Genomic DNA, 25,902 nt, shown 5'->3' on the forward strand with positions numbered 1-25,902 from the left:
ATTATTTTTTACCTCCAAATCGCGGCAACATACGCCTTAAAATATCATCCTTATAATAAAAATGATGGAATAAAGCCGCCAACACATGCACAACTATTAGCCCTATTAAAGCCCAAGCCAATAGCTCATGTATCTCGTGTAAATAATGAGCAAATTCTTTATCCTTTCCAATCAGGTCAGGCATTACGAATAGCCCAAAAACAGACACTGGAAATCCAGCGGCAGATGACATAAGCCAACCGCTAATCGGCATCGTGAACATCAATATATATAATAAAACATGCCCTACCTTAGCTGCCAGTTTTACAAACTTCTCCATACCATCGGGAAGCGATGGACTTACATCAAGAACCTTCCAACCAAGACGTAATATAGCAAGTAGCAAAACTAGTATACCGAATGACTTATGCAGACCTATAAGCTTGAATTTATCAGGCGTATTTTCCATATCCGCCATTATCAAACCAACGGCAAGTAGAATAATAATAAAAACCGCCATCAGCCAATGAAAGCTTTTGGCGATAACACCGTATGATTCTTTCGTATTCTTAAAACACATGAAATACCTCAAAAAATTATTCATGTATTTTATACAATAATTTCTGAATATATTCTATAAATTATAAAAATCATTTAGCTGGCGGATAACCAACCGCCGCTCTTTTTTCGTCATCAGTAAGGAAGCTAGCTTTTTCTACCCTATCCCATATCGCTTGATTACTTCCAGCAAGCGCTCCTATCCCATCAGTATCGGCGACTAACTCTAAATTACCATCATAAAAAGACGTAAGCCAGTTACTTAGATTATTACATACTCGCTCAACCAGTGGTACCACTGTCTGTTCCCACAAAGCAAGCCTCGCCTCCTGTAGATTAGAATAAGTATTATCACCCGGTATTCCAAGTAGTTGCGGCGGCACACCAAAAGCAAGAGCGATGTCACGAGCGGCAGAATGCTTCGCCTCAATAAAATCCATATCTTTTGGTGTCATACTCATTTCTTTCCAGTCAAGTCCGCCCTCAAGTAATATTGGTCTTCCCGCATTTTGCGCGCCGGAAAATTGTTCGTCAATTTGTCTTTTCACTCTACCATATTGCTCATTTGAAAGCACACCGCCATGAGCGTCTGACCTGACTACCAGAGCACCGCTCGGTCTTGCGCCATTTTGTAATAACGCCTGATTCCAAGCGCTAGAGTTATTATGCTGGTCTATGCTATAAGCCGCCGCCTCAACTGCCGACAAGCCATACCAGTCATTAAGCGGACTAAATCTCTTTATATGCAGTATTTTTGATTTACCACTTATCCTATCTACCGGAAAATCCTTCACCTTATCATCAACACAGTAACGATAAGCCGCTGGCATAGCGTTCTTACCCGCGATGATTGAAACACGGTCCGGTCTAAGCAAATAAAGCTCTTTTGGCGACGCATTCTTATTACCAACCGCCTGAACAAATACATTCCCACTTATCTGATAATAACTATATAAAGACTGGAAAAAATCACTCATAGACTGCGCTGGATTCGGTCTTTTAAGTATATCAAGAATCGGATGGCTAACCTCTTCTTTCCTTACACCTCTTGTATTTTTTGAATATAGCTCAAACTTAACGACAGAAGCGGCGGTCGCCACCATATCAATAGAGCGATGTGCTATAACGTTCTTTATATAAGCTTCCTGCGAGAACTGACTATAGCTACGATCCATCCATACCGCTTGTCCGGGCATTACCATATAGGAGCGTGACAAATAATTATAAATATCAGATACTTTCTTCTCTTGATTACCTATTTCATTATTATCATGTTTTTTTATACCAAAAATTTTACCAAGCAGAGATTGCTTTGTTTTCATAATTTTCTCCTAATGATGAAATAAATAACCAATGAACTTAATATTGAAATAATGGTTAAATAAGGAATGTCATAAACACAAAAATATCAGCGTATATTTATAGAATTATTATCTAGGCAAATGTTCTGGAAGAGCAAAAAACGACTTTTTTCAATTTTTATATTTTATAAATGAGATAAAATACTTTAATATATAGCTATAGACTATGTAAAACCAACTATTCACCACCTTTATGACCATGAATAAAAACACCAACACGATAATTTTTATAATTATTCTGCTTCTTCAATTTACCTTACCAAATAATGTTTTTGCCCAACAAAAAACTCATAAATGGACATATGATGATGATTATACTGGGCAGGATGAATGGGGAAATATGGAAGGTTACGAAACCTGTAAGGAAGGCGCCAAACAATCCCCGATCAAAATAAATGATACCACCGTAAAAAACATGCCGGAAATATCACTTAACTATAAAAAAGCTGAGGGAATTCTTAAAATAGACAAGCAATCATTTATAGTCACAGTAAGTAACGGTGGCTCTCTAGAATATGATAACAATAGCTATAAGCTAAAAACCATAGAGATTCACTCACCAAGTGGTCATCACATAAAAGGTCGTTTTTATCCGGTAGAAATACACCTTATTCACCAAGATATTAACTACAAAAAAATCGCGATTAGCATATTAGCAAATATAGGCAAGGAAAATCCTGCTCTTGATATTCTACTAGAAAACGTGGAATCAATTTCTGATACACCAAAAAAAATCTCTATTGATGTAGAGTCGTTACTATCTGGTATCAACAAAAACTCTTACTATCGTTATGAAGGTTCATTACCCTACCCGCCATGTTCAGAAAATGTAACATGGCTTATTCCTAAAACAACGATTACCATATCAAATGAACAATTAGGAAAACTTGTTAAATATACTGGTCGTAACACCAGACTTCCTCAACCGGTATATATACGCAAAATATTGGAAACTCCCTAAAAAAACAGAGCCAAAGTTAAGCATAAAAATTAAACATAATTATATAGTTTCAAATTTTTAATAGGACATTAAAAATTAATTACGCTTGCTATCACGGCGGAAATCAGTCGCTTTCGGCGACTAATTTTATAGTCTTCCTACTTTTTAGAAAGTGGAAAGAATATAAACAAATGTTTCAATAATAGACTAATATTTTTCTTACCCGAGAATATGGGTTATTTTAGGACAATAATCTCGCAACCAGCAATAGATTATTATTGACTTTAATCTATTAATAATAGAAAAATAACATATGCTTACAAATGTTGAATATATAACAGATAGCTCATCTGATGAATCAGAAGCAATGGAAAATAAATCATCTGACTTTTTAACAAAAGCAGAAGCCTTCCGCCATGCGATTAACGCACTGATATATAAACTCCCCGAGTCAGCCAAAATGGTAGAAAATTCTACTAAGGAAATGTCTGATTATTTTGTTAACCTAGCAACTGACATGCGAAAACAGAGTGAGGTTATAGAACAAATATCTGAGCTATCAAAGACAATAAATGTTGGAAATGAACAGATAACACTTGAGGAATTCACTAATCTATTTTCAACAACGCTCAGTGATTCGGTTGAGAAAGTTTTGTTCGTGTCTAAAAAAGCTGTAACTATGGTTTACACGCTTGATGAAGCTATGAAACATATCTCAACCGTTGAGAATTTTATAAAAGACATTCAAAGTATAACAAAAAAAGCGAACTTGCTAGCCCTTAACGCTAGCATAGAAGCGGCGAGAGCTGGCGAAGCAGGAAGGGGATTTAGTGTTGTCGCCAATGAGGTAAAGGAAGTATCAGAGACTATCAGAAAAATAGCCGAATCAATAAATACTAAAATTACTGGCATTACAGAAGGGGTAAAAGAAGGCTATAATTCTCTTACCGACATAGCGAAAACTGATATGTCAGATACCATAATAGCGCAGAGTAAGTTATCTGAGCTTACCACTGGTCTGATAGAACAGAAAAACGAATTCTCTAAAACTCTGATGGATTCCGCGAGCATAACCAGCGACGCTTCCAACACTCTTTCTAAAATGGTAATAAATCTACAGTTTCAGGATCGTAACACCCAGTATATAGAAAATAGCGTAAAAATATTGGGTTATATAAATAAAAAAATTGAGGAAGAAATAAAAAATACTGAATCAACATCTGACTTTGAGAAAATTAAAGCCGATAAAATCACTATAGACGAAATTAACCAACAATTTCAATTAAGTGAGTTTAACAAGCTAATTGAGTTTAGCCTTAATGGCATTCCATTAAGCAGCTACTCAGAAGAAAAAGAAACAACTGAAAGTAATGTTGAGAACAATGATAACGAAGATATAGAATTATTTTAGGGAGAAAAACCGACTATGGAGTATAGTAGTAACATAAATGACAGTATGGCTTGCGTGAAAATATCAGGGCAATTTACATTTGCTGATACTCAAAAATTCAAAAACATATTGGATACGATAAATAACAATAAGATAAATTCCATAAAATTGGATATATCCGATACCACTTTTATAGATTCATCGAGCATGGGTATGCTCTTGTTGCTAAGGGATGAATGCGAATCACGTAAAGTATCTCTTAATCTATCACAGCCACAAGGACAGGTAGAGAAGATTTTCCGCATATCAAAGTTCTATGACCTTTTTTCTATATGTTGATATAAAAAATATATAATTAAGTAGCTATATGAAAACTCCTTTATCACACCAGTACGCCTACCCAGCTACTATATTAAGCGAGTTACTGGATAGTGGCGGCAGCCACCTATTTTTTATTAGCACCCCAACACAAATAAAAGAAGAGTTAAGCGATTTATTATCATTACCATACAAAATATTCATGGAAAATTGCTTTCCATATAATCTAAAATCTGTTCCTGAGGATTTTTTATATGATAATCCTGATATATTAATATCGGCATAATTAAAAAAGTGTGATGCTTTTTAGAAAGAATTGAGGAAAGCTTTTATAGCAGATTTATCTTTCTAAGTTTAAAACACAATGTGGATATTTATTCTTTCCTTGAGGTGAGAGAAGAACCTTCTAGATGGTTGGTTGTTGGCGGAATATTCTGTTCTGGAAATTCCTTGTATGTAAATAGCCTGTGCAGATTTTTTCTTGCACGGAATTATATGCAGAACGCGTCCTTCCGTGCGTAAATCTTCCACCCTTTTTGGCATTCAGGAATCCTTTGTGCTGCTCTGCCAGACGTAAGATTGAGCCACAAAATCTTCTGGTTCGGTATTGCATAATTTTTCCATCAACTCCTTCAAATCCTTTGCAGGACGGAGCTTTGGATTATTTCAGTATATCGCCTTAAATCGCTTTTTGATGGAAAATACATAATTGAATTATAAAACTCCACCAAGTGTTTTTCTGATGTTTTATAAAACCCTTTGCGCCCATCAATGGTCACTGATTTGAAGCAATATCCTGCCTGCACAAGCTCATGCAAAGCTTCACGCAAATGCTTCACTGATTCGGTTTTGATCTCTTGGTAATAAATGATTCTGTTGCCATCATGCGCACAGAAATAGCCATATTCTCTGCCGAAGAAAGACGCATCCATGAGCAGGTTAATTGATTCTTTTGAGGCAGGAAGGATTAATTTTCCTGCCTCAAGAGCATTAACCTGCTGAGCATGGGGATGGAAATATCAAGAATGCTTTCAATTTCTGCTAGTGTTCGGCTATTTTGTGCAGCCAGTCTAAATAGTAACGCTTATAGTCGGTTTTTTTGCCGCGCTTATCAACCCATTGATGTAAGCACAAGTTGCAACGATACCGTTTACGACCACGCAATTTGCCATTGCTTTTTATGCTGCTCAAACCGCATTTGACCATTGATGCGTTTTTAGACACTTTTATAATCCTTTTTTAAAAATACAGTATATCGCATTGTTTTATAAAGCAATTATGCAGATTCTAGCATCACACTTTTTTAATTATGCCTTAATATCCATAACCACCAAGACATGTTACATCAATAACTTCTCACATGCGCTAATTTCTGCCATTGCGAACAGATTTATCCTTACAAGACTAAAACACAATGAAATAATTACCTGCATGCACGAAGCGTTAATGAACTCTATTTTGCACGGCAATCTCAATCTAAAAAGTAATTTTACTGACAAAGAGGGATTTTATTCTTATCAAGATAAGGTAAGCCATCTACTTAAAATCACTTACTACCGTAACAAAAGAATATATATTAAGGTATGGAATAACAGCGAATATCTACGCTTTTCCATACAAGATGAGGGAGACGGATTTGAAATACCCGATTTCACTATAAACAATGCGTTTCCCAAAGGGCGTGGACTGATGTTCATAAATTCCCTAGCTGATGAAATGCGGCTAGGTGATGACAATAAAACCTTATATATGACTTTTCGGCATTAGTTAGCAATCCAGCCGCCGCCAATTAATCTCTCACCAATATAAGCGACACAAGCCTGACCAGGTGAAACCGCTCCTTGTGGCTGATTTAAGACCACTCTTGCCATATTATTCTCTAAACATTCTATTTTAGCTGCAACCCCATTATGGGTAGAGCGTAATTTTACCATGACATCAGAACCATCAAATATCTCTTTACCCAGCCAATTACATTCTTTTATCTTAAATTCTTGCTTTAAGAGTTTATCTTTAGTTCCTATAATTACTTGTTTTTTCTCCGCGTCAAGCCGGATAACATAAAGCGGTTCATCATTACTTACCCCAAGCCCTCTGCGTTGCCCAACAGTATAGTTAATAATACCATCATGCTTACCAACAACAGTTCCATCAGTAAGCACTATATCACCACCATCAAGCGATCCGGGTCTTAATTTCTCTATAACTTTAGCGTAACCACCGGTTGGAACAAAACAAATATCTTGACTATCTGGCTTATCCGCCACCTGCAAACCAAATCTAGCCGCAAGCTCTCTCGTCTCATCCTTACTTTTCAGATGCCCAAGTGGAAAACGCAAAAAATCCAATTGTTCCTGCGTGGTAGCGAATAAAAAATAACTCTGATCACGACTAGCATCCGCCGCTCTAACCATTTGCGATACATTATTATTTACCATTCTTTGCACATAGTGACCTGTTGCCATACAATCAGCTCCCAAATTACGAGCGGTTTGCAATAAATCTTTGAACTTCACCGATTGATTACACTTCACACACGGTATCGGAGTTTCTCCAGCAAGATAGCTATCCACAAAATCATCCATCACGCTTTCTTTGAATTTATTCTCATAATTCAATACGTAATGAGCTATTCCTAAAGTTTCACTTACACGCCGCGCGTCATGAATATCCTGCCCAGCGCAGCACGCGCCTTTCTTATTCACCATCGCCCCATGATCGTAAAGCTGCAAGGTGATGCCTATCACCTCGTATCCCTGCTCCACGAGCAGCGCCGCTACCGCTGACGAGTCCACCCCGCCCGACATAGCGACCACCACTTTGGTGTCTTTTTCCAGTTTATTAAAGCCTAAAGAGTTCATACAATTTTGACAATATGCCGTTCAAGCCATTTTGTAAACTCTTCTTCAGAAATACTGCCGTTTGCCAAAGATAAAATAGCTATAAAACGCTCTTCTTCCGTCGCGTTAATTGCAAAGCCATTTTTCATTAAAAACAAGTAGCAACTCATAAAAGCCGTACGCTTATTTCCATCCACAAACGCATGATTTTTTGCTATACCAAAAGCATAGCAAGCCGCTAATTTTGTTAAAGATACAACTTGGTTATAATAAAAAGCGTTCTGCGGACGGGCAATCGCCGACTGCAACAGCCCTAAATCGCTCACACCACTGGCACCACCGAACTCAGCTATCTGCCGATCATGCATCGCAATGATAACTTCCACGGTTACCCATTTTGGTTCCATCAACTCATCCACAACAATCTCAGTTATCAGCCAATTTTTTCAATACATTACGATTTTCATGAATCAGGCGCTCCGCCATCTCCATATCTTTTACAAAACCCTCATCGTAATTTTTAACCACAAAACCATCTGTGGTCTCCGTAGCATATATCATATCACCCTTGTCAACCCGCAATCTGGCAAGAAATTCCTTTGGCAAAACAACACCCACAGAATTTCCTACCGTCGTCAATTTTAACGTAATCATACATCTCCCCTCCATTAAGGTTATAACAATTAATATAACACAATATATAACAAATGTTATAACACGTCAACAACCCCAGCGTAAAAATGCTGTAACAAAAACTTAACTGTTAATAACAAGAAAATAGGGGTAAACTACGCACATTGACTACAAATAAATACATAACATGGCAGATAACTCAAAACCCTTACTCCTGAAAACCAACGAAAAACCGACCTTTTTTAATAAAGAAGCGGCTATTGGTTTCTTCCTTGATCCCATTTTAGGAACCTCAATCGGTGGTGTTGTTGGCAAGGAAAGGATGGAGCGTGAACAGGCTCTTGGCAAAGTAGTTGGCAAGCCCAGCATGATGAATAAATCTGCTATATTAGGAGGATTAGTTGGCGGAACACTAGCCGGAATCGGCGCGTTTATATCTATAGCCTCAAAGATAGCAACAGTCGCCAGCGAACCAGCACTGCTCGCTGTATCAACCGCCACCGCGTCCTCTGCCATGCCAGCGATATTAGCTATAGCCGCCGTTGCTGCCGTTGGTGTTGCGACCGGTGCTTTAATCGGTGGATATTCTGGCAAAAAAACACAGGAAAAAGAATACGCCCAAGCACTCGCACAACAGCGTGAACACGAGCAGCAAAAATCTATTGAGCCGTCAGTAAATAAAAGTGCCGGACATGAATACAACCATGAGGTCAAGACCAACCATGCCGCTACCCTTGAAGCTGAACGGGCAAGGGCTAAAGAACAACACAGACACGTTTAATTATTTGGTATTATAAGTAGTCCACAGTTAGCCACTCTCCCCTTTACCCTTCACCCTATCTGCCAGTGCCGCGCTCATAAAATTATCCAGATCACCATCCAAAACCGCTTGCGTATTGCTAGTCTCATAACCGGTACGCAGATCCTTAATCATCTGATATGGTTGCAGAACATAGGAACGTATTTGATGCCCCCACGCGTTATCAGTCTTAGTAGCGTTAAGCTCTGTCGCTTTTTCCTCACGAATACGCAGCTCTCGTTCATAGAGTCTTGCCTTTAGCATCTGCATCGCCTCCGCCCTATTAGCGTGCTGGCTACGTGAACTTTGGCATTTAACCACAATACCAGTCGGCATATGGGTAAAACGCACCGCGCTCTCGGTTTTATTTACATGCTGTCCACCCGCCCCGCCGGAGCGCATCGTGTCAACCTTAATGTCTTTTTCATCTACCTGAATAGCTATCTTATCATCAATTACTGGATAAACCCACACACTGGCAAAGCTGGTATGACGACGAGCGTTAGAATCAAACGGTGAGATCCGTACCAAACGATGCACCCCCGACTCAGTCTTCGCCCAACCGTAAGAATTATGTCCCATAATCTTTATAGTAGCTGATTTTATACCAGCTTCCTCACCACGATTCTCATCAATCAGCTCAAATTTATAACCTCTGTTGGCCGCCCAGCGTGAATACATCCTAAGCATCATCTCCGCCCAGTCCTGCGACTCGGTTCCACCCGCGCCTGAGTTAATCTCAAGGAAACAATCGTTAGAATCGGCCTCACCGGATAGCAAGCTCTCAATTTCCAAAAGGCTTAACTCCTTAGCTACTTTTTCCAGTGATTTTTCCGCTTCACTGAGAGTCACCTCATCCGCCTCCATTTCCGCTAACTCAGCAAGTTCTATATTGTCAGAAAATTCTCTATCCAAGCGTTCATACCCAGTTATAAGCGCGTCAAGATGATTCCTCTCCCGCAATATTTCCTGTGCTTTATCAGGATTATTCCATAGATCTGGATCTTCGCAAAAAGAAGTCAGCTCATCACGACGACGCAAAGCGTTATCCCAGTCAAAGATACCTCCTCAGCAATTCTTGTGATTGCCTGATTTTCTTAGATAAAATTTCTATTTCCGCTTTCATTATATGCCATGAGTCTATAGTTAATAATTTATAAATTATTTATAATATATAATTAATATTCTTAGAAAAATCATATATTTTTAGGAAGTTATAGTAAATAACAACATGCCAGACAATATAAAAAAGCACTCTAATAAATCTGGTTTTTCACTAATTCAAATGAGTGTTATAGTTGCTGTCGCTGGGATAATCGCCGCTTCCGTTATTCCCGCTGGTAATCTTGGCAGTGACATTGAAAAAGAACGTATCACCAAAGAACGTATGGAAAAAATTGAAGATGCCATGCAAAGCTTCATGGCAACCAACCTACGCCGCCCCTGTCCTGAAGGAAACACATTTGGTATAGAAGCTACTTTCCCTGGTAATTGTATAGGAGGCGCGGATTTTTTCAGTTATTCCGCAGCAGGGCAATTATCCAAAACTGGAAATATCAGTAGCACTTCATCTACTGTCACTGGCATGAACAACACCACTGGTCTTAGAATTGGCATGAGAGTAAATGCTTCCACAGGAATAACAGATACTTCAAATACATTTATACAAAGCGTAGATAGCGCTACTCAGATAACCTTAAATAAGTACCCAACCGCAACCGGCAGCAGAACACTTTATTTTTATCCATATGTAGCTGGAACTGTTCCGGTTAGAACACTTGGCTTGCCCGATGAATATATGTTTGATGGTTACGGCAGAAAGATAAGATACATAGTTGATACAGGAGCGACAGAAGCCACTATCTGCCGTGATATGCAAACAACAAAAACTAAAGGCTATATACAAATTATGGATAGCGCTAGTGCAACCTACACCACCGATAACGTTATGTGGGCATTAGTATCATACGGCAAAAACGGGCATGGAGCTTTGCCAATACAAGGTAGTGGCAGCCTTTCCACCCGTATAAATACTGGCTCAACCAGCGCTGATGAGTTAGTAAATGCCGCTGTGGATAGCAGTTTCAATTATGCTTTTACCCAGAAACTAGTCCGCCATGAACCAGTAACTACTTTTGGCGCAACCTATTTTGACGATATTATCTGGACAAGGGAAGATACAAAAAACACTTGTTGCGTCGGCAAATTATGTAACGTTGGAGCTACATTTACCAACACAACTCTTTCTAACATAATTATTAATTCTGGAGATATTAATGGCGATGGGATAAAAGATATTATAGCCTCAGCCCGTAACAGCAGTAAAATATACATAATTTTTGGCAAGAATATCGGATGGACATCTCCTAATTCCTCTATGAATTTGGACGTTGCTAATAGTTCAAGATTCGTAACAATAACCAACAATAGTAGTTATAGCTACTTTACTGGTAAAAGCGGATTATACGGTGAGAGCATAGCGGTAGGAGATATTAATGGCGACAGTTACGATGATATAGTCATAGGTTATGGAGATGGTACCAGCAGTGGAATCACTATATTTTATGGTAGTGCGTCACCAGTTGACACCAATACGAGTTCACTAACCGATATTATAACCTTTCCGGCAACCTCAGAAAGCGCTGCGCCTAACATAAAACTTGGTCATTTCACAGGTGCCAGCGGTAAAGATATTATAGCACTGATAAAAACCGCGTCCGGAGTTGGCAATTCCACCGCTTATGTAATTTATGGTGCCGCTTCATACGGAGCTAAAACCGCTGATACCACTAACTGGCTACAGGCTGATACTACCGGCTTTAAGATTGATACAACCACCAGTGTTCTATCAACTTTCATTGGTCTTAAATCTATGGGAAGTCTAAATGGGGACTCTTACGATGATATAATATTAAATGATAACACAAATAAGAATATAAATGTAATGTTCGGACGAGCCAAATCAGGTGTCGGCTCGTGGGATTCAGTTGTAACAACTGTAGCGACCGGCTCTACTCCTGACATAATAAACCTTGACACCCGTATTGCCGCCGCCGACCCAACAAAAGAGGTTAGGTTTACTGGCTTATCATCTAATAACTACACAGCTGATGTAGCGGAACTAACTGGTGACACTTACGATGATATAATGTTCAATAACGGGAACTATCTATATGTTTACTTTGGAAAAGCAGGGTGGGCATCACCAATAGATGTTACCGCCACCGCCAGCTATAACGGTACTAATGGATTTCGCATTAATGTGGCATCAAACAAACCGGGAACCGTTGACGATCTGTTTTACGGCGCAATAATAAAAGATATCAATAGCGATGGGAAAAGTGACATAGTTATGAATGACTGGGCAACATCTGGCTATAGCTATATAGCTCTGCAACCTAACGATCATTCATTTACCAACGGCTGGAATAAAATATGGTCAAGCGGGGAAATAAACCTATTTGGTGATTTATTTGACGATACTGGAACTGGTCTTCCCTTACAAAACGATGTAAATAATGGCTTCCGCATAAAAGCTAAATCATCAGAAGGTTCTTATGTATATGATTTAGTTGATATAAATAATGACGGCAAAGGAGATATAATAATCAGCAATGGCTCTACGGAAATATATATCCTATTTGGACGCAATCTAGTGTCATGGGAAACTGAAAATTTATTGGATGTATTAAATTAACAATAAAATCAACTCAACTCCAACATTCTCTCAAGCGGCTTTTTCGCTCTCTTAATCAAGTCAGCCGAAAGCTCAAGAGATGGGCTACGGTTTTTCATACAATTATAAATTTTTTCCATGTTGTTCAACTTCATATACGGACATTGATTACAGGAAACACAAGCTCCCGCCGACTCCTCAGTTACACTAGGCACATCATAAAATATACTATTGGGTGATATTTTTCTCATTTGATGAATTATCCCAAGTTCGGTCAGAACAATAAAGCTACTGCCAGAATATTCTTTCGTATAATTTAGCAATGATGACGTAGAGCCTATATGGTCAGCGTGACGCAGCAAATGTTCAGGACATTCAGGATGGGCGATAACCTTCGCTTCTGGATGACGGGTTTTAAGATTAATTACCTCTTGCTCAGAAAAACGTTCATGTACTAAGCAAGTACCATCCCACAACACCATATCCCTACCGGTTTTTTTATTAAGATACGCACCAAGATATTTGTCAGGAGCGAAAATTATTTTTTGTTCTTTTGGCAAAGAATTTATTATTCTCTCGGCGTTGCTTGAAGTGACTATAATATCAGACAACGCCTTAATTTCCGCTGAGCAATTTATATATGTTATAACCATATGGTTAGGATATTTCTTCTTGAACTCAGAAAATTCCTTAGGCTGACATGAATCTTCCAAAGAGCACCCAGCATCCATGTCGGGAACAAGTACTAGCTTATCAGGATTTAATATCTTCGCCCCTTCCGCCATAAATTTCACACCACAAAAAACTATCACATCGGCGTTAGTTGTCGCGGCTTTCCGCGCTAACTCCAACGAGTCACCAACGAAATCAGCTATATCCTGTATATCATCTTCCTGATAATAATGCGCTAGTATCACCGCGTTCATCTCCCTGCGCAGATAATTTATCTCTTCCTCAAAATCTATTCTTTGAACTTTTCTTAACATATCAAAAATACACAACTAATCTAATAATAACATAATCAGACACTCTCAGTTACAAAAGGTCTTTCTAATAATTCATTAATAACCCTTTCAACAGGAGCGTCCTCATGAACTATACTATAAACCGCCTCACAAATAGGCATTGAAATATTATATTTTCTTGCCAAATTATGTACGGATTCTGATGAGACTACTCCTTCTAAAGCGGTGCGACCTCTATTAGAAAACAATTCATCTATAGAATTTCCTTTTCCTATCTCTTTACCAAAAGACATATTCCTTGATTTCTCACTGCCACAAGTAAGCAATAAATCACCAAGACCGGAAAGCCCCATCAGAGTCTCATACTTTCCACCTTTAGCTATAGCCAGACGACTCATCTCGGCAAAACCTCTAGTAACGAGAGCTGCCTGCGTATTTTGTCCCATCTCCTTACCAACAGCTATTCCACAGGCGATAGCTATAACATTTTTTACAACACCACCTATCTGAGTACCTATAATATCATCTGTCATATAGGGTCTAAACAGCCTACCACCTATACCGTACATTAAAATATCCCATAGATCATGATTTTCACAAGCTATCGTAGTAGCGGTAGGCTGCCCTCTAGCCGACTCATCAGCAAAATTGGGACCAGATATAATCGCTACCGGATTACTGGGAAGAATAGTGCCTACAACTTCGCTCATTAACATAAGGCTACCACGCTCAATACCTTTGCTAGCGACCATAACAATAACATCAGCAGGAAGCATATCAGAAATAGATATACAAACCGTACGCAAGCAATAGGACGGAGCGGCGAGTATTACTATGTCACCCTTACAAGCGTCAACAAACTGGTTAGATATTTCTATGTTCGGATCTATAAAAATAGAAGGCAAATATATCTCATTACTGCGCATCCGGTTAATGGAACTTACGACATTAGCGTTACGGGTAGCCAGCGTTACCTTGCTGCCAGCCCTGTTTGCTATAATACTAAGAGCCGTACCCCAAGCACCACCACCGATAACACCTACGCGACAATTATTTTCCATCTAAATTCAGATAAATCCGTGAATCAGCGCTTTATAAGCTTTGGTTTTGCCAATTCTTTTTCATTAAACACACAAACAATTTCTTTGCCATGACGTAAAGTAAATCTACCACTGACACGCTCCACGACTATATAGTCGCCGCGTGTACGATAGTTGATAATAGACTCGTTATTCTCATCATCAACCCAGAAAAAAGCGGGAACCTCCGCGTTTTTATCACGAAATTCAAAATATGTGAACTCTCCATCATCAAATATACGAATAGGAGCTATAAACTCACTACCTGAAATAGTATAGTTAGCGTTATATTTATCTGGCTCATTCTCAAAATCAGGCTCTGGAACAGAATCCAGATAATTATAATTCCCAAAAGTGTTATTACCAGAGTTATTATACTTAAAGCGCATAACAAAAACCATGTCAGGGTCATTTATGTTATCTGTCTCCTTAGCATGTAACTCAAATAAATAAACCCTTCTATCGGTAATAAGAGTCATATTAGTAGTAGCATCCTGAGCGATAGGCTTAAGAAACAACCTATGACCTGAAGGATTAAGCATCCAACCTGTAGAATCACCCATAGAAATAGTCTCTATTTTCTCACCAGGCTCAAACTCTATAGCTGACTGATAACGATAATATCCAGACCACTTATAAACCTGATCAGGTTGATAGCTTATAGTATGCACTCTGTGGTCAACAGGTAACGGTCTAGAGGTACTGGCAGCGTTCGCTGAATAACCACAAATCAAAACAAACGATAATAATGCATACAAAGCTGCTTTACAAATATTAATATATAAATAATTCATTTTACTATCCTATAAACCCTTCATATCATACGACGTTACGAGAAAGCCATAAGGCTCTATTTTACCAGTTTCCTGATCTAATTTAATATCTTTATACTTAAAAGCAACATCTACTTGATACCTTCTTCCAGCTTTTTTTACACCATCTTTCTCTAAAAATGTATTGAAAATTACTCTCATATAATATTTTCCATCACTATCAAAATTCGGATTCACGACAGGAGAACTATATAAAATTTCGATAGTACGGATAGTATGGCGCTGATAGAGCGCTATAGGGCTGGCTGGATTAAGCGGCAATACAAAATTTTCATATTCATCAAAAACTCTCTCACTACTAAGCATACCAACAGCGTCATGCTCACGATCGAAGCTATCAGCGTTATACTCCTCACGAATTTTAACATAATGCCTAACTAAGAAACGTCTAAGAGCGACATTAGCATCTTCACCATGAAAAGCCACAAGCTTTTGAAGTGAATGACTATCATCAACAATATTATCGGCGGTTACAATAAAAGGCACTGAAGGTCTTAACGGATATAATCCCTGCCACGCGTTAAAAGCAATAAAAGCGATTATTACTGAAAAAGCAGTGAGAAATATATACCAATAACGCTCTGCCATTGGGTTATGCAAATCAAAATCAGCTATTTCCCTTGCCTCACGGAAATACTCACCGCTGCGTACTTTATCAGCTATTTCTATATAATTTTCAGGTATTGAGTCACTGCCGTCCATATAACTCTATTTAGAATAAATAGTTAACAAAATAAAATAGTTAAATAAATAATATCCTACGAATAGTAAAAATTTATCAAATAAATAATACTAACACAATACAAATTGCAATTTCCTATTTATAACCATAGCTTATAATGCTATGTTAATCTAGTATATAAATAATTAACACTTGTAATACCAAATCATATTATCAGAAAAAGTTAAATACTAACAATGACTACACAAGCCACTACCGTAGCCTCTAAATCATCCAACCAAACACTTTTAGATGAGCTTTATTCATTAATTAACAATGACTTAGATAAAGCTAATAAATTAATACTATCAAGAGTAAATGATGAGATTCCTTTAATAACAGATATAGTTAACCATATTATATCATCTGGAGGCAAACGTATACGTCCAGCGCTTACCTTAATATGTTCCAAGCTATGTGGGTATGAAGGAGATACACATATACCGCTATCCGCTGCCGTAGAATTCATTCACACCGCCACTTTACTTCATGATGATGTAGTTGACGAAAGTAAATTACGACGCGGAATCGCCACCTCAAATGAGATATTCGGCAACAAAGCCAGTGTGTTAGTTGGAGATTTTCTGTTTAGTCAAGCTTTTCAACTTATGGTTGAAAGCGGCTCGCTTAAGGTCCTCAAAATACTTTCTGACGCTTCCGCTATAATCTCAAAGGGTGAGGTAATGCAGTTAATGACCGAAGGAGAACCGCAAACCAGCATATCCGATTATCTGGAAGTAGTAAAAGCGAAAACAGCTATTTTATTCGCTTCAGCCTGTGAACTTGGCGCTGTAGTCTCCCAAGAGGAAGATAAGGAAATAACATTAAGAAATTTTGGTATGAATATCGGCATAGCCTTCCAGCTTGTTGATGACGCGCTTGACTATATAGCGAATGAGAAAACTTTAGGAAAAACCATAGGTGATGATTTTAGGGAGGGGAAAATAACTTTACCAGTAATACTTGCCTATGAAGCGGCAAATGATGATGAAAAACAATTCTGGATACGCACCCTCACCGACCTCAAACAAAATAACGGTGATTTAGAAAAAGCGGTGAGTCTTATTAAAAAACACGATACTATTGGCAAAACAATAGAAATGGCACAATCTTACTGTAAAAAATCTAAAGAAGAATTGGTAAAATTCCCTGAATCCTCAGAGCGTAACGCTCTATTTAATCTCGTTGATTTCTGTATAGACCGAGCATATTAACCAGCAATGAACAATGAGATTATTATAAATAATCACCAATGCCCATTGCCCATAACTTACACCTTAGACGCTATCTAGATGCACTCTTCGCCAACCTTACTAAATTGATAAACTCAGCTCTATAACCGAACTCATCGTCACCTTTCGCTGATTTGGCTAGGTCTATAACATCATCATAGCTATATGACTTTGTATAAGAATCTCCACGTAATATCTGGGCGAAAGCGGCAACAGCGGTCGCGAATCTAGAGTTGGCAGACGCATCAGCGATTCTGTCTTTCTCAACTTTGTTATCAACCGGAGTAGTAATAAGCTTGCTTTTATTACTGTCAGGAAGTTTATAGCGAATTTTTACAAAAGCATACTCATCAGAATTATCGGAATCTTTTGCGGAATCTTTCTCTTTCTTATCAACCTTCTGATACCGAGAGTCATCTATAAGCCTAGCTTTACTTCCCACTGGAATCATTTCATAAATAGCGGTAACTGAGTGCCCCGCGCCTATATCTCCAGCATCCACCTTATCATTATTAAAATCCTCACGTTTTAGCATACGTGTTTCATAACCAATAAGCCGGTACTCCACCACTTTTGTCGGATTAAACTCAATCTGAATTTTTACGTCCTTCGCGATTGGAAACAGAGTGGAACTAGCTTCCTCAACCAAAACCTTGCGAGCCTCACTGAGGCTATCAATATAAGCGGCATTACCGTTACCATTTTGCGCTAGTGTCTGCATGATAGCATCATTATAATTCCCCATACCAAATCCAAGCACAGAAAGGAATATTCCGCTATCACGCTGCCGTTCAATATAACCTTTAAGCTCTTCCTGATTAGTAATCCCAACATTGAAGTCACCATCGGTTGCTAAAATAACTCTGTTTACACCGTTTTTATCAAAATTATCCTTTGCGAGCCTATAAGCTGTTTTAATACCTTGCGCTCCAGCGGTTGAGCCACCCGCTCCTAGTGAATCGAGTATTCTTATTATTTTAGATTTATCGCTAACTTTCGTCGGCTCTAAAGCTACTCCCGCGCTTCCTGCGTAAGTTACTATTGACACTGTATCATCATCCCGCAAACCATCAAGCAGCAGCTTCATAGAGTTTTTAAGCAACGGCAATTTATTTTGATTATGCATAGAGCCGGAAGTATCAATTAAAAATACTAGATTAGAGCGTGGCTTTTCCTTATTTTCTATCTGATAGCCTTTAATCCCGATATGTAAAAGCTTAGTGTCATTATTCCATGGCGTTGGAAATACCGACATATTAGCCTTAAACGGCACTGACTTACTTTCAGGAACTTCATAATTATACGGAAAGTAATTTACCAGTTCCTCAACCCGTACCGAGTTTTTCTGCGGCAAAACATTATTATTCAGTGACGCGCGCATAAATGAGTAAGAGGAAGTGTCAACATCAATCGAGAAGGTGGAAACCGGTTCTTCTTTAGTTACCTTAACCGGATTTTCTTTTATTTCCTCAAATTTATCCCGTCCCTTGTCCTGATATGAATACCCCTGAACATCATCAACCTCATTATAAGGTGATACTTTTGATGCTGATCTTGGTGATTGTACCATAACTGAGGATGGGGCGACAGCGTCAGCAACCGCCATACCACCTAAAGAACGTGACTCTTTTCTATAAAAAGACTCTTCCGCCTCAAACGCTCTACCATCACGTTTTGCTTTTTTCATTGGAGCTACCGATGATGGAGCTGATGGAGGAGGTGCTATATCAGCCTGCAATTCTGTAGCCTGCTTATCTACATTATTAGCGGCGGATAAAGGTATCGCCCCACCTCCAGTTACCAAATTATTACCCGAATCATAATCTTTACGTTCCGACTTAGCACCAAACATTCCAAACGTAGAACCAACTGACTTCTCTTCAATAGCCAATTCTTTTTTATATTTGTCACCAAATAATAAATCGCTTGTAAGGTAAGTGCTGTTCATAAGTGTTACCGCCACCACCGCGACACAAACACCACCGGCTGCCATATATGCTTTTTTCATGGAATATTCTCCTTTTATTGTCTTACAGATATTTTCATAAACAGTTTTCACTGTATCCATAAGACGACTAGAAGAAGTATTTCCTTGGTGATTTTTTGAGTATTTTTTATCAAACTCCGTCATTGCCTTTGAAATAGCGGCGTTTTTTGCCGAATCCGTAGGTTTTGGCGACTCACTTTTGCGCAGAGAATCTATTATATCATCAAGCTTATCACTCATAATAACCATCCACCGCTTTTTTCAAATATTTGCGTACCTCGCTCATCCGCCATGAAATAGTTGACTCAGCGCATCCTAATATCCTACCAACCTCAGCATGATTTAATTCCTCAGCGATAACCAGCAATGCCGTCTCTCTTAAAGGCTCATCAAGAGTATTTATCTGCCGATATAACCATGCTACCTTGCTGTTTGTATCATCTTTATCCAGCTTCTCATTACCATCAAACTCAATATATTTCTTCTCAAGACTACGATGATTGCTATTTTTCTTACAAAAATCACGGCATGAGTTAACCACTACCCGATACAACCAAGTAGAAAAACTACTCCTACCATCAAATTTACTCAGTTTATGAACCAATCCCACGCACACCTCCTGCGCAATATCCTCAGCGTCATGAGAGTCGCCTAAAAAACGATACGCTACACGATAAACCATATCATAATTACGCTCCAGCAACACATTAAAGGATAACGCGTCACCCTTTTTTGCTTGCTCAATAAGTGTTTCCTCATTATCCATATATAACAATTATATAATAATTAGACGATTCATAACCGTAATTCCTTGGCAATCCTTTAACTTACCGAAGATGCTTCTTCAACTGCCTTTTCTACAGCCTCTTCTGATAATTCATTTTCCTCTTTCTCTTTCCTTGACAATATAATAACCGCTGTTCCTGCCATTTTATCATGCCATCCTTGACGTCTTTTATCAAAACCAATCCATATTATTCCTAAAAAAAACACAGAACATGAAACAATATAGCCAAGACTCCTAATTATAATTTGTCGGCTATTTATTGGTTTTTCAGTATTTACATCAACTATTCTCATTCCAAGCAATAACTTACCCGGTGTCGCTGACCAAAATTTCCAACAAATAGCCGAAACCAATAACAAAATACCAGATTGTAAGAAAAACTCCGCCATTTTCCCACTTTCTATAAATAATTTTATAAACTCAGAAATTTTTGGCTCCATAGAAGATAATTCATTAATACTAACCTCACGAACATTAACCATTAACCCTACAAATAAGTTCATAATCGGCGCTAGCGTAAAAGTAGCGATAACCGTATCTATGGTCACAGCTAACATCCTACGATTAATAGTGGCGTATTTTTTATATTTAGGATCCGGCAACCCAAGCACCTTAAACGGATCAAACGGTAGCATATCCTCTATTTTTTTTACTTCACGTTTTTTATCACCAGCGTTGATAGAACTGCCTTTATTATCACTTCCATTTCTATTATTACTCATGATAATATTCCATTTAATTGAATTATCTCTTGTGGATTAACAGCATAGCCTCTTTGATAGCTAATAGTAATAATAGAAGTTTTCACTGATATAAAGTTGCTTATAGTAGATACCGTATCTTTCAAATCAACCTCACTATTTTTGGACTCATTAATTATCAAATAATCTGTATTTATACCAACCGATTGTAAACCTCGTAACGCTGTCAAGCAATGGCTTATAGATCCCAAATAGCTACCAGCTACTAATATAATTTTCCATCCACTCAGTTCCTTTATCCAGTCCATAACTGTACTACTCTCATTCAGTGGAACCATCACCCCACCTACTCCCTCAACCAATATGACATCCGCGTCCATAGATTCTTTCTGCCTGCAAAACTCCACCAAATCTTTAACTTCTATTCTTTTACCCTCTTTTTCCGCTGCCATATTAGGAGAAAGCGGAGCTACAAAACGATATGGTGATACCATATTTATATTTTTATCATCAAATATGAGACCTAAACTTTTTAGTATAACAGCACTATCACTATTTTTTTTGGTTTCATCATCACGATCATCATAACCACTTATTACTGGCTTAAAAGCGGCGACATTTTTACCTGATTCTTTTAACTGACGACACAAAGCGGCGGTAATAAAAGTTTTGCCAATGCCAGTTCCAACAGATGTAATAAAAAATTTCTTCATATTGTTTCTCTTAGTAACTAGACTGCCTAGTCCCTAGAACCTAGTCCCTAGAACCTAGCTCCTAGTCCCTATTTACAATCTACTTCTCAAAAACCATAGTCATAACATTCCAACTAAGCGGATATTTCCCATCTTCTATCTCATAAGAATTCTTCAATTTTTCTAATTGTCTTGGAGTCATCAAACCTTTACGACGGTTTAATAATTTATTACCAGCGCCTATATTTTTTATTGAACGCAGCACAGACATAACATCATCATATGACTCAACATATCTATTCTCATCATTAACTTCCAGCACCACCCCACCCAAATGCGCTACCGTATTAAGCAATAACTCAGATGGAACAAACTTGCTTATATGTGGAAATGAGTCAATCTCAGCGAAAGCTTTTTCTAACTCGCTAATAGTACCATCCACGAAGCTAGTGATAACCGCCATTCCTTCTGGTTTTAATATCCGCAAAATTTCTGAAATAAATTGCTTTGGATTATCAACCCACTGCATAACTAGAGAAGAAAAAACTCCGTCAAAAGATGAATCAGCAAATGGCAGCATCTCAGCATCAGCATTTATCACCATCGCGCCTTTTTCCGCTGACTTTTTACACATACCATAAGCGATGTCTACACCTGTTACCCACCAGCCATTATCCAATTTTTTAACCTCATCGTAAAAAGCCGCCGTACCGCAGCCAATATCAAGAATACGTGAATTATCTGGAAAATATGTTTCGGCTATACTGATCGTCTCATCTCGTATAATTTTCTGCAGTTGCGCTTTCTCATCATAGCTAGCGGCCGCACTACCAAAATCTGCCTTAATATAATTTTTATCAAACATTTATTTTTCTGTTATGTATTTCTCTACTTGTTTTTTTACAAACTCACTATCATGCCAGTGTGGAGCGTGACCAGCACCATTCATTACTATGTGCTTTGTTTCACCCATCCTTTTAACAAATTCGTCAGACTGCGCGAAATCAACCACCTTATCATTAACCCCGTGTATAATAAGTGATGCTGGCAATTTGTCAAAATCAAGACTATCGCAATTAAACCTCTCAAGCTCATCAAGCCAATAAAGCCAGTTTTTCTTCAATATAAGCGACTTATCATAAATATTCAGCCATTCTTTTACTTCAACTTCCCTCTCATCATCAAGACTTATAAGTCCCCATGCTTTAGTAAGCGTTCTTGGTGAATTACGACTATAATTTTCTCTGAATTTAACAAACTGATCTGCTGGCATACCAACATTATCATTACTTACAAAACTAAATGGTGTCGCTATAAGTACCATCTTATCAGTTTTTATCACACCATTAGCTAACGCTCTTACTAATATCTGTCCACCAAGTGACCAGCCAATAACAGCGTCATATTCCCTACCTATTATTACTATCTCCTCCATCACCTGCTCAACATTATCATAAACGGAATAATCAAAATGCACTGCTTGCGGAACAATAGATGATAAAGCGTCATGAGCCTGCCCCCAGCCACTTAGCGCGAGTATATTCATATCCATCCCTGCTTTTTTATAACGTTACATAGTCTTACAATCTGTTCTTCATTATGCAACGCTGAGAATGTAAAGCGCAACCTAGCGGTATTTTCTGGCACTGTCGGCGGGCGAATAGCACTTACTAAAAAACCATTTTCCGCAAGCAACTTGGAAGCCTCTAATGTCTTTTCATTTTCTTGCAGCACAAGTGGAACTATTGTGCTTTGCGCCTGTGGCAACCCAAGACTATCCGTAAAAATTCTAGCGTTTTCTATCGGCTTTTCACCTATATTAGGGTTATCCTTTATAATTTTTAGAGCTTCTATAGCGGAAGCTATTACAGCAGGTGGCAGCCCAGTTGAGAAAATAAAGCTCCTAGCCGAGTTCCTCAAATAATCTATAAGTATTTTACTCCCACAGACATAACCGCCATAACCTCCTATAGCCTTAGACAAAGTTCCCATTTTTATTGATACATTATCATATTCACCAAAAATATTGTCACGAAAAAATATAGTGTTGTGAGCGCAATCAGCCATTAAAAAGGCGTTATACTCTCTGGCGAGCTTCCCAAATTCGTCCAGATGCGCCATATCACCATCCATACTAAATATTTTTTCGCTAATTATAAGACAATTCTGATAATCAGCCCTATTTTCCGCAAGCAACATCCGGCAATGTTCTATGTTATTATGAGAAAAACGCAGCATATCAGCGCCAGAGATCCTAGCAGCGTCAATTATACAGGCATGTACCAATCGGTCGGTGATAATCAGATCATGCCTTCCTACTATGGCTGGTATTATCCCTATATTCGCCAAATAACCACTGCCAAAAACACAAGCCGCTTCCGTACCACAAGCCTCAGCGAGCAATCCCTCTAACTCCGTATAAAGCTCACAATCACCGCTTACCAACCTTGAGGCACCAGCCCCACACCCATATTTTTCTATCGCTTTACGTGACGCTTCATTTACCCGCGCATCCGCCGCAAGCCCTAAATAATCATTACAGCAAAAAGAAATAAGTTCCTTATCATTTCTGTTTATATAAACACCATCATGACGATAGACAGGAACAATTTCTCGTTTTTGCTTTTTATTCTCTATCAACCATAATTTTTTCTTAAGTATATTATCAAGCTCTGTCATTTATCATGGATTCACTTTATTGGTTACTTATACTTGTTTTGGATAATTTTTATTCTAATAAGTATATTGAAAATACTGTAATATACATATATTAAACAACACTACTATCATTAAACGACTCTACCATAAGAATTAAGCTATATATGAAGTTAATACTTATAACAGGTATGTCAGGAGCTGGAAAGACCGTAGCTCTTAGAACCCTAGAGGATTCAGGGTTTGAGGCGATAGATAATCTGCCGCTTAATTTCCTTGATATAGTAGTAAACACTGAAAAAACAGAAAAAAATAAAGATAGTAAATCATCAGCGATAATCAATCAGGGCAATCTGGCTATAGGTTGTGATATACGTAGTCGTGATTTTTCTATAGAGCATTTCACAAAAATAATATCAAAATTCAGGAATAATCCAGATATTGACTTCAAGATGTTATTTTTAGACGCTGATGATGAGACATTACGCAGACGCTTTAGCGAAACCCGCCGCCGCCATCCACTTGCCCAAGACAGACCAATACTAGATGGCATATCTCATGAACGTTCCCTTCTTGATAAGTTACGCGAACCCGCAGATCTAATAATAGATACTAGCGATACTAAGGTTATAGATCTAAGACAAATGATAATATCAAATTTCGCGAGAGATGAGCGTAAATTGTCGATAGTGATAACTTCTTTTTCTTTCAAGCATGGCATTCCAAGAGAGGCTGATACGGTTTTTGATGTAAGATTTCTTAAAAACCCATACTATGATGAAGAACTTAGAGAACTCTCAGGACAAGACATACCTGTCGGTGAGTATATAGAATCAGATAATAATTTTAGTGATTTTTTTGGTAATATGACCTCACTTATATCACCACTTCTACCAAGATATTTAGCGGAAGGAAAAAATTATCTGACAATAGCTATCGGCTGTACCGGAGGTCGCCACCGCTCGGTGTATGTTAGTGAGAAATTATATGGTTATTTGAAAGATACCGACTACGAAACCACTTTACGCCATAGAGATCTACTGAGCTAACAATACTAACCCACCTCGTTTATATTACCAGTTTTTCCATCTATTTTAGGGGTTGGTGGTGGAACCCTGCTCAGCTCATCCTGAAAAACTTTTACTATATCTGGATTACCCGCTCCAGAAATAACTTTCTTGTCATCATCGGTAAGATTTACACTCGCGACATCATTCTGCTTTTCTCGCGCTGGAACTGGATTATCTTTTACCAAATTCTGGCTCTTAGCTATACTATTTTCTACTACGACTTGACTACTCGCATCATCCTTACTACCAAATAAGCCACCAAGTATACCATTTTTACCATCACTGGATACACCGGCGATAAGCGCGCCAATACCAGCTATTATACCAAGCAAAGCGAAAGGACCACCAGAAGTTGACATAAAAGCGAGAGCGGCTATACCCAGACCCAACAACAATCCGCTATTACTAGATTTTCCACCTGACGCTGACTGCTCTTCTTGATCATATTTACTTATGTAAGTAACAGGTTTTGATACGTTATTACCACCACCTCTACTTCCTCTACCAGTAAGACGTTCGCCAACGCCCATGATAAACCCATTAATTGAATTACCAACACCACGAAGTCCTCTATCAAGACTCGCGAAAAAACCTCCTCCACTCTGGTAGTCTCTCTTATTACTACCTGTAGCAAAGTCTCCGTTTTCTACTCTATTAAGAAAGTCTAATGGCACAACAAAACCTTA

General features: G+C 38.3%; 30 protein-coding genes. 9 read left to right on the top strand and 21 right to left on the bottom strand.

Annotation, left to right across the window (positions count from 1 at the left end):
• Position 1 precedes the first annotated feature (1 nt).
• Positions 2 to 559: a cytochrome b gene (locus R3D71_07530; GenBank protein ID MEZ5691498.1), complete on the bottom strand. Its 558-nt coding sequence runs from the start codon at positions 557 to 559 to the stop codon at positions 2 to 4.
• Between the two features lie 70 nt (positions 560 to 629).
• A complete protein-coding gene (locus R3D71_07535) occupies positions 630 to 1,859 on the bottom strand; it encodes a phage portal protein (protein ID MEZ5691499.1) in 1,230 nt (409 codons plus the stop codon).
• A gap of 238 nt (positions 1,860 to 2,097) precedes the next feature.
• On the opposite strand from R3D71_07535, the gene R3D71_07540 reads away from it, so the two are divergent.
• The 4 genes from R3D71_07540 (at position 2,098) to R3D71_07555 (ending at position 4,832) form a co-directional block, all read left to right on the top strand.
• Positions 2,098 to 2,859 carry a carbonic anhydrase family protein gene (locus R3D71_07540; protein ID MEZ5691500.1) on the top strand — a complete coding sequence of 254 codons (762 nt, stop codon included), beginning with the start codon at positions 2,098 to 2,100 and terminating at the stop codon, positions 2,857 to 2,859.
• Between the two features lie 292 nt (positions 2,860 to 3,151).
• Positions 3,152 to 4,249, top strand: coding sequence for a methyl-accepting chemotaxis protein (locus R3D71_07545; GenBank protein ID MEZ5691501.1), 1,098 nt, complete (start codon positions 3,152 to 3,154; stop codon positions 4,247 to 4,249).
• A 15-nt stretch (positions 4,250 to 4,264) separates the two neighbouring features.
• Entirely contained in the window at positions 4,265 to 4,567 is a 303-nt protein-coding gene (locus R3D71_07550; GenBank protein ID MEZ5691502.1) for an STAS domain-containing protein, read from the top strand.
• A gap of 28 nt (positions 4,568 to 4,595) precedes the next feature.
• Positions 4,596 to 4,832 (top strand): hypothetical protein, encoded by a 237-nt coding sequence (locus R3D71_07555; protein MEZ5691503.1) that lies wholly within the window; start codon positions 4,596 to 4,598, stop codon positions 4,830 to 4,832.
• A 68-nt stretch (positions 4,833 to 4,900) separates the two neighbouring features.
• On the opposite strand, the gene R3D71_07560 is transcribed toward R3D71_07555, so the two are convergent.
• From R3D71_07560 to R3D71_07570, 3 genes are all read right to left on the bottom strand, one after another.
• Positions 4,901 to 5,089, bottom strand: a complete 189-nt coding sequence (locus tag R3D71_07560; GenBank protein ID MEZ5691504.1) for a hypothetical protein — start codon at positions 5,087 to 5,089, stop codon at positions 4,901 to 4,903.
• 89 nt (positions 5,090 to 5,178) lie between these two features.
• Positions 5,179 to 5,478, bottom strand: a complete 300-nt coding sequence (locus R3D71_07565) for a hypothetical protein (protein ID MEZ5691505.1) — start codon at positions 5,476 to 5,478, stop codon at positions 5,179 to 5,181.
• Positions 5,479 to 5,587: 109 nt separating this feature from the next.
• Positions 5,588 to 5,770 (bottom strand): hypothetical protein, encoded by a 183-nt coding sequence (locus tag R3D71_07570; GenBank protein ID MEZ5691506.1) that lies wholly within the window; start codon positions 5,768 to 5,770, stop codon positions 5,588 to 5,590.
• 54 nt (positions 5,771 to 5,824) lie between these two features.
• Here R3D71_07570 and R3D71_07575 point away from each other — a divergent pair, with 54 nt between their 5' ends.
• Positions 5,825 to 6,313 carry an ATP-binding protein gene (locus R3D71_07575; protein MEZ5691507.1) on the top strand — a complete coding sequence of 163 codons (489 nt, stop codon included), beginning with the start codon at positions 5,825 to 5,827 and terminating at the stop codon, positions 6,311 to 6,313.
• Here the strand turns inward: R3D71_07575 and mnmA are convergent.
• Genes mnmA through R3D71_07590 form a run of 3 tightly spaced genes read right to left on the bottom strand, consistent with a single transcriptional unit; the run spans position 6,310 to position 8,040 of the window.
• Positions 6,310 to 7,407, bottom strand: a complete 1,098-nt coding sequence (mnmA, locus tag R3D71_07580; protein MEZ5691508.1) for a tRNA 2-thiouridine(34) synthase MnmA — start codon at positions 7,405 to 7,407, stop codon at positions 6,310 to 6,312. The genes R3D71_07575 and mnmA overlap by 4 nt on opposite strands.
• Entirely contained in the window at positions 7,404 to 7,793 is a 390-nt protein-coding gene (locus R3D71_07585) for a type II toxin-antitoxin system death-on-curing family toxin (GenBank protein MEZ5691509.1), read from the bottom strand. The genes mnmA and R3D71_07585 overlap by 4 nt, the downstream gene beginning before the upstream one ends.
• Positions 7,794 to 7,812: 19 nt before the next feature.
• Positions 7,813 to 8,040, bottom strand: a complete 228-nt coding sequence (locus tag R3D71_07590; protein ID MEZ5691510.1) for an AbrB/MazE/SpoVT family DNA-binding domain-containing protein — start codon at positions 8,038 to 8,040, stop codon at positions 7,813 to 7,815.
• A 166-nt stretch (positions 8,041 to 8,206) separates the two neighbouring features.
• Between R3D71_07590 and R3D71_07595 the strand changes: the two genes are divergently transcribed.
• The gene (locus R3D71_07595; protein ID MEZ5691511.1) at positions 8,207 to 8,800 is read left to right on the top strand and encodes a hypothetical protein; all 594 of its coding nucleotides are present in this window, start codon (positions 8,207 to 8,209) and stop codon (positions 8,798 to 8,800) included.
• A gap of 27 nt (positions 8,801 to 8,827) precedes the next feature.
• Here the strand turns inward: R3D71_07595 and prfB are convergent.
• A protein-coding gene (gene prfB / locus R3D71_07600) for a peptide chain release factor 2 (protein MEZ5691512.1) occupies positions 8,828 to 9,944 on the bottom strand; the annotation gives its coding sequence in 2 pieces (ribosomal slippage) (positions 8,828 to 9,874 and positions 9,876 to 9,944; 1,116 coding nt in all).
• Positions 9,945 to 10,049: 105 nt separating this feature from the next.
• Here prfB and R3D71_07605 point away from each other — a divergent pair.
• Positions 10,050 to 12,515 carry a hypothetical protein gene (locus tag R3D71_07605; protein MEZ5691513.1) on the top strand — a complete coding sequence of 822 codons (2,466 nt, stop codon included), beginning with the start codon at positions 10,050 to 10,052 and terminating at the stop codon, positions 12,513 to 12,515.
• Between the two features lie 8 nt (positions 12,516 to 12,523).
• On the opposite strand, the gene nadA is transcribed toward R3D71_07605, so the two are convergent.
• From nadA to R3D71_07625, 4 genes are read right to left on the bottom strand one after another with little or no spacing between them, the layout of a single operon-like run.
• Positions 12,524 to 13,480: a quinolinate synthase NadA gene (nadA, locus tag R3D71_07610; protein MEZ5691514.1), complete on the bottom strand. Its 957-nt coding sequence runs from the start codon at positions 13,478 to 13,480 to the stop codon at positions 12,524 to 12,526.
• Between the two features lie 35 nt (positions 13,481 to 13,515).
• Positions 13,516 to 14,520, bottom strand: a complete 1,005-nt coding sequence (locus R3D71_07615) for an NAD(P)H-dependent glycerol-3-phosphate dehydrogenase (GenBank protein ID MEZ5691515.1) — start codon at positions 14,518 to 14,520, stop codon at positions 13,516 to 13,518.
• A 23-nt stretch (positions 14,521 to 14,543) separates the two neighbouring features.
• Positions 14,544 to 15,332 (bottom strand): P-type conjugative transfer protein VirB9, encoded by a 789-nt coding sequence (gene virB9 / locus R3D71_07620; protein ID MEZ5691516.1) that lies wholly within the window; start codon positions 15,330 to 15,332, stop codon positions 14,544 to 14,546.
• 9 nt (positions 15,333 to 15,341) lie between these two features.
• On the bottom strand, positions 15,342 to 16,073 hold the full coding sequence (locus tag R3D71_07625; GenBank protein ID MEZ5691517.1) for a VirB8/TrbF family protein: 732 nt from the start codon (positions 16,071 to 16,073) through the stop codon (positions 15,342 to 15,344).
• Positions 16,074 to 16,289: 216 nt separating this feature from the next.
• Between R3D71_07625 and R3D71_07630 the strand changes: the two genes are divergently transcribed.
• Positions 16,290 to 17,306, top strand: coding sequence for a polyprenyl synthetase family protein (locus R3D71_07630; GenBank protein ID MEZ5691518.1), 1,017 nt, complete (start codon positions 16,290 to 16,292; stop codon positions 17,304 to 17,306).
• Positions 17,307 to 17,376: 70 nt separating this feature from the next.
• Here R3D71_07630 and R3D71_07635 read toward each other — a convergent pair whose 3' ends face one another.
• The 7 genes from R3D71_07635 to R3D71_07665 form a co-directional block, all read right to left on the bottom strand.
• A complete protein-coding gene (locus R3D71_07635) occupies positions 17,377 to 19,551 on the bottom strand; it encodes a VWA domain-containing protein (GenBank protein ID MEZ5691519.1) in 2,175 nt (724 codons plus the stop codon).
• Positions 19,544 to 20,077: an RNA polymerase sigma factor gene (locus R3D71_07640; GenBank protein ID MEZ5691520.1), complete on the bottom strand. Its 534-nt coding sequence runs from the start codon at positions 20,075 to 20,077 to the stop codon at positions 19,544 to 19,546. The genes R3D71_07635 and R3D71_07640 overlap by 8 nt, the downstream gene beginning before the upstream one ends.
• Before the next feature lie 56 nt (positions 20,078 to 20,133).
• Positions 20,134 to 20,820 (bottom strand): RDD family protein, encoded by a 687-nt coding sequence (locus R3D71_07645; GenBank protein MEZ5691521.1) that lies wholly within the window; start codon positions 20,818 to 20,820, stop codon positions 20,134 to 20,136.
• Entirely contained in the window at positions 20,817 to 21,512 is a 696-nt protein-coding gene (gene bioD, locus R3D71_07650) for a dethiobiotin synthase (GenBank protein ID MEZ5691522.1), read from the bottom strand. Before bioD ends, R3D71_07645 begins: the two co-directional genes overlap by 4 nt.
• Positions 21,513 to 21,591: 79 nt before the next feature.
• Positions 21,592 to 22,356: a methyltransferase domain-containing protein gene (locus R3D71_07655; GenBank protein MEZ5691523.1), complete on the bottom strand. Its 765-nt coding sequence runs from the start codon at positions 22,354 to 22,356 to the stop codon at positions 21,592 to 21,594.
• The gene (locus tag R3D71_07660; protein ID MEZ5691524.1) at positions 22,357 to 23,037 is read right to left on the bottom strand and encodes an alpha/beta hydrolase; all 681 of its coding nucleotides are present in this window, start codon (positions 23,035 to 23,037) and stop codon (positions 22,357 to 22,359) included.
• A complete protein-coding gene (locus R3D71_07665; GenBank protein MEZ5691525.1) occupies positions 23,034 to 24,170 on the bottom strand; it encodes an aminotransferase class I/II-fold pyridoxal phosphate-dependent enzyme in 1,137 nt (378 codons plus the stop codon). The genes R3D71_07660 and R3D71_07665 overlap by 4 nt, the downstream gene beginning before the upstream one ends.
• 143 nt (positions 24,171 to 24,313) lie before the next feature.
• Here R3D71_07665 and rapZ point away from each other — a divergent pair, with 143 nt between their 5' ends.
• Complete coding sequence (rapZ, locus tag R3D71_07670; protein ID MEZ5691526.1) at positions 24,314 to 25,195, top strand: RNase adapter RapZ; 882 nt, start codon at positions 24,314 to 24,316, stop codon at positions 25,193 to 25,195.
• Between the two features lie 5 nt (positions 25,196 to 25,200).
• On the opposite strand, the gene R3D71_07675 is transcribed toward rapZ, so the two are convergent.
• Complete coding sequence (locus tag R3D71_07675; GenBank protein MEZ5691527.1) at positions 25,201 to 25,890, bottom strand: hypothetical protein; 690 nt, start codon at positions 25,888 to 25,890, stop codon at positions 25,201 to 25,203.
• Positions 25,891 to 25,902: the final 12 nt, after the last annotated feature.

It is taken from the genome of Rickettsiales bacterium (assembly GCA_041396965.1).
Taxonomy (GTDB): Bacteria; Pseudomonadota; Alphaproteobacteria; order Rickettsiales; family SXRF01; genus SXRF01.

What these genes read in the sequence shown, in the direction of transcription:
- R3D71_07530 (MEZ5691498.1), bottom strand. Translation starts at nt 559, where the DNA reads ATGTGTTTTAAGAATACGAAAGAATCATACGGTGTTATCGCCAAAAGC.
- R3D71_07535 (MEZ5691499.1), bottom strand. Translation starts at nt 1,859, where the DNA reads ATGAAAACAAAGCAATCTCTGCTTGGTAAAATTTTTGGTATAAAAAAA.
- R3D71_07540 (MEZ5691500.1), top strand. Translation starts at nt 2,098, where the DNA reads ATGAATAAAAACACCAACACGATAATTTTTATAATTATTCTGCTTCTT.
- R3D71_07545 (MEZ5691501.1), top strand. Translation starts at nt 3,152, where the DNA reads ATGCTTACAAATGTTGAATATATAACAGATAGCTCATCTGATGAATCA.
- R3D71_07550 (MEZ5691502.1), top strand. Translation starts at nt 4,265, where the DNA reads ATGGAGTATAGTAGTAACATAAATGACAGTATGGCTTGCGTGAAAATA.
- R3D71_07555 (MEZ5691503.1), top strand. Translation starts at nt 4,596, where the DNA reads ATGAAAACTCCTTTATCACACCAGTACGCCTACCCAGCTACTATATTA.
- R3D71_07560 (MEZ5691504.1), bottom strand. Translation starts at nt 5,089, where the DNA reads ATGCCAAAAAGGGTGGAAGATTTACGCACGGAAGGACGCGTTCTGCAT.
- R3D71_07565 (MEZ5691505.1), bottom strand. Translation starts at nt 5,478, where the DNA reads ATGGATGCGTCTTTCTTCGGCAGAGAATATGGCTATTTCTGTGCGCAT.
- R3D71_07575 (MEZ5691507.1), top strand. Translation starts at nt 5,825, where the DNA reads ATGCAGATTCTAGCATCACACTTTTTTAATTATGCCTTAATATCCATA.
- mnmA (MEZ5691508.1), bottom strand. Translation starts at nt 7,407, where the DNA reads ATGAACTCTTTAGGCTTTAATAAACTGGAAAAAGACACCAAAGTGGTG.
- R3D71_07585 (MEZ5691509.1), bottom strand. Translation starts at nt 7,793, where the DNA reads ATGGAACCAAAATGGGTAACCGTGGAAGTTATCATTGCGATGCATGAT.
- R3D71_07590 (MEZ5691510.1), bottom strand. Translation starts at nt 8,040, where the DNA reads ATGATTACGTTAAAATTGACGACGGTAGGAAATTCTGTGGGTGTTGTT.
- R3D71_07595 (MEZ5691511.1), top strand. Translation starts at nt 8,207, where the DNA reads ATGGCAGATAACTCAAAACCCTTACTCCTGAAAACCAACGAAAAACCG.
- R3D71_07605 (MEZ5691513.1), top strand. Translation starts at nt 10,050, where the DNA reads ATGCCAGACAATATAAAAAAGCACTCTAATAAATCTGGTTTTTCACTA.
- nadA (MEZ5691514.1), bottom strand. Translation starts at nt 13,480, where the DNA reads ATGTTAAGAAAAGTTCAAAGAATAGATTTTGAGGAAGAGATAAATTAT.
- R3D71_07615 (MEZ5691515.1), bottom strand. Translation starts at nt 14,520, where the DNA reads ATGGAAAATAATTGTCGCGTAGGTGTTATCGGTGGTGGTGCTTGGGGT.
- virB9 (MEZ5691516.1), bottom strand. Translation starts at nt 15,332, where the DNA reads ATGAATTATTTATATATTAATATTTGTAAAGCAGCTTTGTATGCATTA.
- R3D71_07625 (MEZ5691517.1), bottom strand. Translation starts at nt 16,073, where the DNA reads ATGGACGGCAGTGACTCAATACCTGAAAATTATATAGAAATAGCTGAT.
- R3D71_07630 (MEZ5691518.1), top strand. Translation starts at nt 16,290, where the DNA reads ATGACTACACAAGCCACTACCGTAGCCTCTAAATCATCCAACCAAACA.
- R3D71_07635 (MEZ5691519.1), bottom strand. Translation starts at nt 19,551, where the DNA reads ATGAGTGATAAGCTTGATGATATAATAGATTCTCTGCGCAAAAGTGAG.
- R3D71_07640 (MEZ5691520.1), bottom strand. Translation starts at nt 20,077, where the DNA reads ATGGATAATGAGGAAACACTTATTGAGCAAGCAAAAAAGGGTGACGCG.
- R3D71_07645 (MEZ5691521.1), bottom strand. Translation starts at nt 20,820, where the DNA reads ATGAGTAATAATAGAAATGGAAGTGATAATAAAGGCAGTTCTATCAAC.
- bioD (MEZ5691522.1), bottom strand. Translation starts at nt 21,512, where the DNA reads ATGAAGAAATTTTTTATTACATCTGTTGGAACTGGCATTGGCAAAACT.
- R3D71_07655 (MEZ5691523.1), bottom strand. Translation starts at nt 22,356, where the DNA reads ATGTTTGATAAAAATTATATTAAGGCAGATTTTGGTAGTGCGGCCGCT.
- R3D71_07660 (MEZ5691524.1), bottom strand. Translation starts at nt 23,037, where the DNA reads ATGAATATACTCGCGCTAAGTGGCTGGGGGCAGGCTCATGACGCTTTA.
- R3D71_07665 (MEZ5691525.1), bottom strand. Translation starts at nt 24,170, where the DNA reads ATGACAGAGCTTGATAATATACTTAAGAAAAAATTATGGTTGATAGAG.
- rapZ (MEZ5691526.1), top strand. Translation starts at nt 24,314, where the DNA reads ATGAAGTTAATACTTATAACAGGTATGTCAGGAGCTGGAAAGACCGTA.